This is a genomic window from Synechococcus sp. H60.3 (assembly GCF_047462295.1).
GTDB lineage: Bacteria > Cyanobacteriota > Cyanobacteriia > Thermostichales > Thermostichaceae > Thermostichus.
In genome coordinates, this window is sequence record NZ_JANSIY010000145.1 from 1 (window position 1) to 4,929 (window position 4,929).

The 4,929-nt window shown below is 60.5% G+C and carries 5 protein-coding genes; all 5 read right to left on the reverse strand.

From position 1 onward, the window contains the following. On the reverse strand, positions 1 to 165 hold a 165-nt coding region (locus NW841_RS11765; RefSeq protein WP_414386529.1), incomplete at its 3' end, for a DUF2358 domain-containing protein. Continuing rightward, on the reverse strand, positions 162 to 959 hold the full coding sequence (locus tag NW841_RS11770; RefSeq protein ID WP_414386525.1) for an MBL fold metallo-hydrolase: 798 nt from the start codon (positions 957 to 959) through the stop codon (positions 162 to 164). The genes NW841_RS11770 and NW841_RS11765, both read right to left, overlap by 4 nt. Before the next feature lie 4 nt (positions 960 to 963). Beyond that, positions 964 to 2,304: a TldD/PmbA family protein gene (locus NW841_RS11775; RefSeq protein ID WP_414386527.1), complete on the reverse strand. Its 1,341-nt coding sequence runs from the start codon at positions 2,302 to 2,304 to the stop codon at positions 964 to 966. A gap of 13 nt (positions 2,305 to 2,317) precedes the next feature. Beyond that, entirely contained in the window at positions 2,318 to 3,214 is an 897-nt protein-coding gene (locus NW841_RS11780; RefSeq protein ID WP_414364445.1) for an Rpn family recombination-promoting nuclease/putative transposase, read from the reverse strand. 15 nt (positions 3,215 to 3,229) lie between these two features. Then, positions 3,230 to 4,690 carry a TldD/PmbA family protein gene (locus NW841_RS11785; protein WP_414376836.1) on the reverse strand — a complete coding sequence of 487 codons (1,461 nt, stop codon included), beginning with the start codon at positions 4,688 to 4,690 and terminating at the stop codon, positions 3,230 to 3,232. Positions 4,691 to 4,929: the final 239 nt, after the last annotated feature.

Consider the following 4,929-nt stretch of genomic DNA (forward strand, 5'->3'; position numbering starts at 1 on the left):
AGCAATCATGGCCCGGTAGCGATCCAGGCCGCGAAACTCGTTGAGGGGATCCCGGAAATAGACCTGGGGATCGTAGAGGGAGTAGGTTTGATCCCGGGGAAAGCGGGCGTAATCGGCCCGCAGGATGGCCACCAGGTCGAGGCTGGGCTGAGAAGGGTGGCTCATGCTCTGACCTCAGCAGGAAGGGATACCGTCTCCCCTGGGGCAGGACAGCACAGCCGGATGGATTGGCCAGTGGCGGCGTTCAGGGATCCCAGCTTTTCCCGGAACTCCTCTAGGCTCCCTAGAGGGCGGATCTGGGCGGCAAACCAGCCGTGGTAATCTACCTCTCCCAGAGCGGTGGGAATCACCTGCTGTGGGCGCAGGGCGGCCACCACCTGCAGGGCCCGCTCCGGCCCCATGATCACCTCGCCCAAGAGGGGAAAGATCTGCCCCACCACCGGGATCAGCAGGGTGTGGATGGGGGCAAACTCCTGCTGCAGCCGCGGGCGGATATCCGCTTGGGAGAGGTGGGGCTCGTAGTAAAGCCGCGTCTGGGTCGGCAGCTCCTCCAGCAAAAAGCCCAGCTCCCGCACCGGCCCTAGGGGTGCTCCCGGAACCGCTGTGATGTGTAGATCTCCCCACTGCACTGACTGCCAGGGATCTAGGGCCTGCACCCTCTTAAAGCCAAGGCTCCGTGCCACGCGGGCGGCTGTTGGAGAAGCGAAAACCGGGATCTGCCGGTTCAGCCGCTGCAGGGTGGGGGGGTGGCAGTGATCCGGCTGGCCCTGGCTGAGGAGGATGGCGTCGAGTTTGGGCAGGGTTTCCGGTGTGAAGGGCGGCACCTGGCGGTGCTCCAGGCGGATGAACCAGGGCAGGCCAAAGAACACCAAGGGATCCACCAGCCACGGATCCAGCAGAAAAGTCTGGGTCTGGGTATGGATTAGCCAACTGTTGAGGTCGATGCGGGTGAGTTTCATGGTGCTACTGCCCGGTGATGGAGAGATCGGCTACCCAAATGCGGGGACACAGACCAGCAGGGGTGATTTGGGGCTCCGGCTCGACGTAGAAAATCGACTGCAAGAGTCCTAGAAAATCCCCCGCTACCGTTGCCGCCTCGATACTGATGCGCTCTCCCTGGCGCACCCACCAGCCCTGAAAGGGCAGGGAAAAGGATCCCTGCAGAGGCTTGACTCCGGCATGGAGAGCCTGCAGCTCGTCAATCCAGACCACATTCTCAGCCGTGGCCAGGTCGTAGGTGCTCTCTGGCGGAGCCCCGGCAAAGACGTGGTAGTAGTGGGCCGCCACCGTCACCTTGGCGCCGATATTGGCATGTCCCGTGGGCTGGGCCCCCAGGCGTTTGGCGGTGCCGGCGCTGTGCAAAAAGTGGGTCAGAACTCCATTGGTGATGAGGGAAACGCGGCGGGTGGGAGTGCCTTCGCCGTCGAAGCTAATTGCGCTCACGTTGGTAGGGTGCAAGGCGTCATCACACACCGAGAGCAGCGGCGAGGCAATCTGCTTGCCCAGTGAGTCGGGAGTGGACAGGCTTTGGTTGTCCAGGATGTTTTGGGCGTTGAAGAGATTGGAGAAAGCGCCCAAGAGGCTTAAAAAAGCTTCCCCGGAAAAAACCACTGTGTATTTCCCCGAAGGGATCCGCTCGTACTCCAGGTGGCTGATGAGTTTCTCGGCCGCTTCCTTGACGCAGCCCTGGATATCCAACTCCTCTAGACTGCGGGCCACCCGCACAGCGCCGGCGCTGCGGGGTTTGCGACCCTCTTGTTCTGCCTTGCCGTAGAGAAAGACCGAGGCCAGGGTGTGGCCCTCCTGCCGCAGGGCTTGGTCGCTGTTGAGGTAAAAGCGGTCGATCTGCCGCTGGGCCAGGCCGTTGTAGGGTACCCCCTGGATGGCGGGATGGGATCCCAGTAAAGCCTTCTCAGCGGCCAGCAGTTGCTCTAGAAGCTCGCTGGCCAGCGCCAGCGGCCTTTTGTCGTTACAGGGCTGGAGAATGGGCAGCTTCGCTTCTGGACTCAATTGGGGTGCGTGTTCCCGCACGCCGAAGTGGCTGGCTTCAAAGGCCGTCTGCAGAGCCAGTTCCAGCCCTGCCTCGTCCACAGCAGTGGTGGAAGTCACCCCCACCTGGCCCTGGTCGTTCCAGGCCCGCACCGTCACACTGCAGCGGTGAGAGGCTTTTACCTGACGGGGCTCCCCCTGCTCCACCTGCACGCTGGTCTCGTCCACCTCGGCTCCGTAGAGATCAAACTGGGGGATCCCCAAACGTTTGGCACAGCTTTGCGCCTGTTCGGCCAAGGCCTCAACTTGCAACATCGCTACTCCTTCCCTACCGACGGGCCAGCCAGGCGGTCAAGTCCTCCACGCTGTGGAAATCCAACAAAGCTTCCCCTAGCGCCTCCAGCTGCGACGGCGGCAAGGCCCAAATCTGGTTTTCCAAGGCCGGGTCAAGGGATCCCAGCTTCCGCCGCAAAAGCCGCAAAACCAGTGTTGCTTCCCCGTGTTGCAAGCCCTGTTGCAAACCCTGTTGCAAGCCCTGTTGTAAGCCCAGTTGCAAGCCTTCTTTGCGCCCTGCTTCCAACCCCTCCCGCAGAGCTTCTGCCCGCCATTCCTGGTAGATCACCGATTCCCTCATATCCAAGGACCTCATGATTTGCCGAATCAAGCCCCGATCCAATGCTAGTCCTGCCAAAACGGCTGTTGCCGCTGCCAATTCCCGCTGCTCGCTGGACTCTGGCAAGCGCTCCAGCTCAGCAACGACTTCTCGTAAGGTTTCTCCAGGATCCTCCACCTGGCTCAAGACTCGAAAAGGCAGCAGGGCTGGCCAATCGACCCTGGCTGGCAAGTTACACTCCCAGAGGCGAACGACCTCAAACTCATGGCTCAGCCTTTCTAGGCGAAAAAAGGTTTGGAAGACCCGCTGCGAGCGCGTTTTGCGAAGATAAATGACCACCTGCCGCACCGATAGCTGGGGATATTTCCGATAGAGGCGGAGCCGATAGTCGGCCATGCGAAAGGGGATTTCAGGATCCGGATCTGTTTGAAATTCCAGATGCAAAATGCCCTGCTGTAGCCCTAGCAGAATGACCGAATCGGCTCGCATGGGCTCCTCCGACAGTTCTGTGGGCAGCACCTGCACCGGCTCAGCCACTTCTCCCATCAGCCAACGGGCAAACTGCTCCGGAAAGCGCTCCGCCAGGTACTTGCAGATGTTGTCGTAGGCCATGGGGGATCCCTGAAACTAGCGCCCGCCCACAGTGATAGAGTCCACCTTGATGTGGGGCTGGCCCACAGTAACGTAGATGCTGCCGCTGACAGAACCGCAGAAGCCAGGCGCCAGGCGGAGATCCTTGGAGCACATGGAGATCTTGGTCAAGATATCCTTGGCTTCTCCAATCAGCGTGGCTCCCTTGAGAGGCTTGGTGATTTTGCCATTTTGGATGAGATAGGCTTCTTCCACGGCAAAGTTAAATTGGCCAGTGGGGCCGACACTGCCGCCCCCCATGCGCTTGCAGTAGATGCCTTTGTCAATAGAGGCAAACAGGTCGTCCAGTTCGGCGTCGCCGGGGGCGATGTAGGTGTTGCGCATGCGGCTGGCAGGGGCAAAGGTGTAGTTTTGCCGGCGACCACTGCCGGTGCGGGGATGGCCGGTGCGCATGGAGCCGGCCCGGTCGGCCAGGAAGTTTTTCAAAATGCCCTTTTCAATGAGCAGGGTGCGCTGGACGGGCATGCCCTCGTCGTCCACGTCCAGGCTGCCAAAGGCCCCCTCGGAAAGCCCCTCGTCCCAGGCGGTGAGGTTTTTGTGGGCAATTTTCTGGCCTTTTTTGTCGGCAAAGGGAGTGGTTTTGCGCTCGATCTGGGTCGTTTCCAAGAGATGCCCACAGGCCTCGTGGAAGATGACGCCGCCAAAGGCGTTGGACATTACAATCGGGTAGGTGCCCGATTCCACATAGTCGGCATAGAGCATCTGGCCGGCGGCTTCTGCCAGCTCCTGGCTGTGGGCTACGAGATCCCAGCGGCGCAAAAAGTCGGGATCCCTGGTGCCCCCTGCGCGCTGGCTAACGGAAGCGCGATGATCCCCATCGGCACAGAGCAGGGTAGAACTAACCGACTGGGTAAGGCGGATGTCGCGCACAAAGGTGCCGTCGCTGCAGGCCACCAGGATCTCCTGCCAGTCACGGAAGTAGTTGGTGCGGCGGGACTGAACATGGTGAGCTTGCCGCTTCAGCTCTGCGTTGGCCCGCAGCAGGATCTCCCCCATCTCGGCAAGGGAGCTGCATTCCTTGAGCCAGCCGTCTTTACCGCGGCGCTCGGCGTAGTCCTGGAGCAGCCCTAGGTTGACGGTGCAGACCAAAGCAGCAGGGCCAGGGGGGGTGAGGCCCATCAAGAGCAGGCCTTTTTCTAGAGCAGCTTTGAGGCCGGCAAAGGAGAGATCGTTGGTGCTGACGTAGCAGTCGGCCAGGCCGCGAAACACCCGCACCCCCGCGCCGGTGGAAAGTCGAGGGGTGATGCTGGTGAGGGTGTCGTCTTCTGCCAGGCAACTGATGGAGTTAGCCCGCTCCAGGAAGATCTCCACCAGATCGGCGCCGGCAGCCCGCCCCCACCCCAAGAGAGTTGAAAGGGGATCCCGCCAATCCTCGCCGAAGCGCTGCAGGGTGGGGCGGTAGTCGAGGTTGGGCAGTTCTTTGGATAAAAGCAGCATAGTAGGCCGAGAGCACTCCAAAGAGGGAAAGGGCAGGCTAGATGCCGCCATCTTTTGCTCCCTCAGTTTAACGTAAGGTGCGGAATTCCCCACCGTCTATACGGTGGGGATGGATAGCACCCTCTGACTGATTCTGGATGTATTGCTTCACAATTTCTAGGCAGCAAATCATGCCAAAGCCTAGCCCTTCCCAATACACTTTATTGACCAGTATTTTGTTACAAACACTACGTGCAAGT